The following is a 2836-nucleotide window of genomic DNA, read 5'->3' on the forward strand; positions in this document are numbered from 1 at the left end:
TACGTCCGTGTAGGCTCCCAAGCCGCATCCATGCGGCTTGAGGGTCCCGCCAACCTACCCACGCCAGGCCCTCACACTTGGCAGGGGGCCGGGGGAATGGAGAAAAGCGGGCGCCTGACGCCGGATACACATCCCTGCCCAAACACGGGGATCAGGGGGTGTGGTGCGGTTGAATTGTGGAAGAGCAGCCGACCAACGGTCGCTCTACCTGGCGCCATGCTGCCGACCGACGGGCCAGGTCAACCGGTAGTGCCGTCCAGGTGGGTCAGATACAGGCGCAGGTCGAATTCGAGCTGGTGGTAGTCCGCTTCCATGTGTGTGCAGAGCTGGTAGAAGGCCTTGTTGTGGTCCGATTCCTTCAGGTGCGCCAGCTCGTGCACCACGATCATCTTCAGGAACGGCGCTGGCGCCTCGCGAAACACCGTGGCGATGCGGATCTCGCGGCTGGCCTTGAGCTTGCTGCCCTGCACCCGCGACACGGTGGTGTGCGTGCCCAGCGCGTGCTTGAGCACCTGCAGCTTGCTGTCATAGATCACCTTGGACAGCGGCGCCGACTGGCGCAGATAGCGTTCTTTCAATCCCTGGGTGTAGTCGTACAGCTGCCGGTCGTTGCGCACCGTGTGCAGGTCCGCGTAGCGGCGCTGCAGCCACGGGCCCAGCCGATCGCCCGCAATCAGCTCGCGGACCTGCTGTTGCAGGGCCTCCGGGTAGCCGGCGAGGTACTTCAGGGCGGTCATGGACGACGGTTGGGGCGGAGCGGGCGGACCAGTATGATGGCCTCCGGAATCCCGCAACAACAGATGCTAGGCGTATGGCGAAGGCAAATCCCCTGCAGGAGCAGCTGCTCAAGGCCGGGCTGGTCAAGAAATCCCAGGTCTCACAGGCCGCCCGTGAACAGGTCAAGGCCCGTCACGGCAAGGCCCCGGTCGCGCCCAGCGAAAGCCAGCGCGAGGCCGATCGGGTACGCGCCGAGAAAGCTGAACGCGACCGCGCGCTTGAAGCCGAACGCAAGGAAAAGGCACGCGCCCAGGAACTCCAGGCCCAGGTCCGGCAGATCATCGACACCCACAAGGTCAAGCGCGACGGCGAGAGCGAGTACCGTTTCAACGATGGCACCGTCATCCGCACCCTGCTGGTCAACGCCTCCCTGCGCAGGCAGCTGGCGTCGGGCGCGCTGGTCATCGTCCGCTTCGGCGACGGCTTCGAACTGCTGCCGCGCGCGGCCGCTGACAAGGTGCGCGAACGCGATGCCAGCGCCATCGTGCTCGACAACGCCCAGCCCGGCACCGAGCCGAGCACCGGCAACGCCGAGGACGATGCCTATTACGCCCAGTTCCAGGTGCCCGACGACCTGGTCTGGTAACGCCCGGCTGAAGCATTCACGCGGCCGTCGCCGCGTTCAGCCATGCGTCGGCCCCGGCCCAGGGCGCRGGTCTATGCTGGGCGTCTGACACCGGCATGGGAGACACATCATGGCGACAGGTTGGGCAGGCGACGGTGCGGTCCAGGACCAGATCGACGCCACCGTCGATGACGCCATCCAGCGCGCCCGCGCGCAACTCAAGCAGGGCCCGGGATTGACCCACTGCGAACACTGCGACGCGCCCATTCCCGAGGCGCGGCGCAAGGCCGTGCCGGGCGTTCGTCTGTGCGTGCGCTGCCAGGAAGAAGAGGACGCCGCCCAGCACGAAAGCGGCGGCTACAACCGACGCGGCAGCAAGGACAGCCAGCTGCGCTAGGGGCCGGACGTTGGCCGATACGCTCAGCCGTCGCCCTGGATCCCGCCCGGCGCCTGCGATGGATCGCGCCAGCGGCGCACCGTGCGCTGGAAGAACATGTTGTTGGGGATCTGCAGCACCGTGCCCTCATGACCGCCATCGGTTTCCTGCAGGGTGGTGTAGATGAGGTTGACGTCGATCACCCGGCCCTTGAGCCCGGGCTTCTCGCCGTTCTCCAGCAGTTCGATGTAGTCGTGCAGGCGGAACGGGCGGGTGGTGAAGATCAGCAGCGTGCAGAAGATGTTCGACAACACGCTCCAGGCGGCGAAGAACGCCACCGCACCCACCGCGGCGAAACCGGTGAAGGCGGTCCACAGCACCGAGGCCGACGCGCCGACGATGCTCAGCACGATCAGCACCGCGCCGAAGTTGATGATGAAGCTGCTGATGCGGCGCGCGCCCATCACCATTTCCGGCGGCAGGGTGTAGTGCTCGCCGAGGCGGCGGATCAGGCGTCGTGCGAGCAGGCGCAGCAGCCAGGCGGCCAGCACAGTGAGCAGGATCTGTACGGCGGGAATGCCGTACTGCAGCCACGGGTGGGTCCAGGTGGGCAGGTGGTCTTTCATGTGCAGCATGGATCCTTGCAGCGATAGTGCAGTAAACGCCTATCTTAATGCGCGGGCCGCAAGGTTTTCGTCAATTGCAATCAGACCAGCCGATGCGCTTCCAGGCGTGCGATCAGCGCCGATACGCACAGCGGCGCATGCTCGGCGTACTGCACGCACAGGTCCGGCTGCGGCGGGATCGACAGGCGGATCGTCACCGGGCTCCATGGCAGGGTGCAGCTGCTGGCCAACGACAGCAGCAGGACAAGGCAACTGGAGGACATGACGGGTTCCTTGGCGATGGCCGGTGGGGTACGCAGGCTTGGATGCGGCCAGGCCGAAAAAGGTTTAGAGCTGCGACGTAAAAAATGGTTCTTCTCCCATTTGAGGGAGCGTCCCGTTGCAAGAGATGTTGCAGCGTGAGCACGACGCTGCGCGTGTGGCCGGGCAGTGTTCGGCGACGTGTGGATCGGTTGGTGTCTTCGTTCTGGGCTACCGCGAGCGGGAGGGCCC

At 65.8% G+C, this 2836-nt stretch carries 5 protein-coding genes; 2 read left to right on the top strand and 3 right to left on the bottom strand.

Annotation, left to right across the window (positions count from 1 at the left end; genetic code table 11):
• Positions 1-239: 239 nt before the first annotated feature.
• The gene (locus tag ACXJKH_RS18085; protein WP_457321406.1) at positions 240-737 is read right to left on the bottom strand and encodes a YgjP-like metallopeptidase domain-containing protein; all 498 of its coding nucleotides are present in this window, start codon (positions 735-737) and stop codon (positions 240-242) included.
• A gap of 74 nt (positions 738-811) precedes the next feature.
• Between ACXJKH_RS18085 and ACXJKH_RS18090 the strand changes: the two genes are divergently transcribed.
• Entirely contained in the window at positions 812-1363 is a 552-nt protein-coding gene (locus tag ACXJKH_RS18090) for a DUF2058 domain-containing protein (RefSeq protein ID WP_457321408.1), read from the top strand.
• Between the two features lie 109 nt (positions 1364-1472).
• Positions 1473-1739 carry a DksA/TraR family C4-type zinc finger protein gene (locus tag ACXJKH_RS18095; RefSeq protein ID WP_256775870.1) on the top strand — a complete coding sequence of 89 codons (267 nt, stop codon included), beginning with the start codon at positions 1473-1475 and terminating at the stop codon, positions 1737-1739.
• Positions 1740-1762: 23 nt separating this feature from the next.
• Here ACXJKH_RS18095 and ACXJKH_RS18100 read toward each other — a convergent pair whose 3' ends face one another.
• Together ACXJKH_RS18100 and ACXJKH_RS18105 are read right to left on the bottom strand one after the other, a co-directional pair.
• Positions 1763-2353, bottom strand: coding sequence for a mechanosensitive ion channel domain-containing protein (locus tag ACXJKH_RS18100; protein WP_457321410.1), 591 nt, complete (start codon positions 2351-2353; stop codon positions 1763-1765).
• A gap of 71 nt (positions 2354-2424) precedes the next feature.
• Positions 2425-2607, bottom strand: a complete 183-nt coding sequence (locus tag ACXJKH_RS18105) for a hypothetical protein (protein WP_256775872.1) — start codon at positions 2605-2607, stop codon at positions 2425-2427.
• Positions 2608-2836: the final 229 nt, after the last annotated feature.

Source organism: Stenotrophomonas sp. P5_B8, assembly GCF_054049855.1.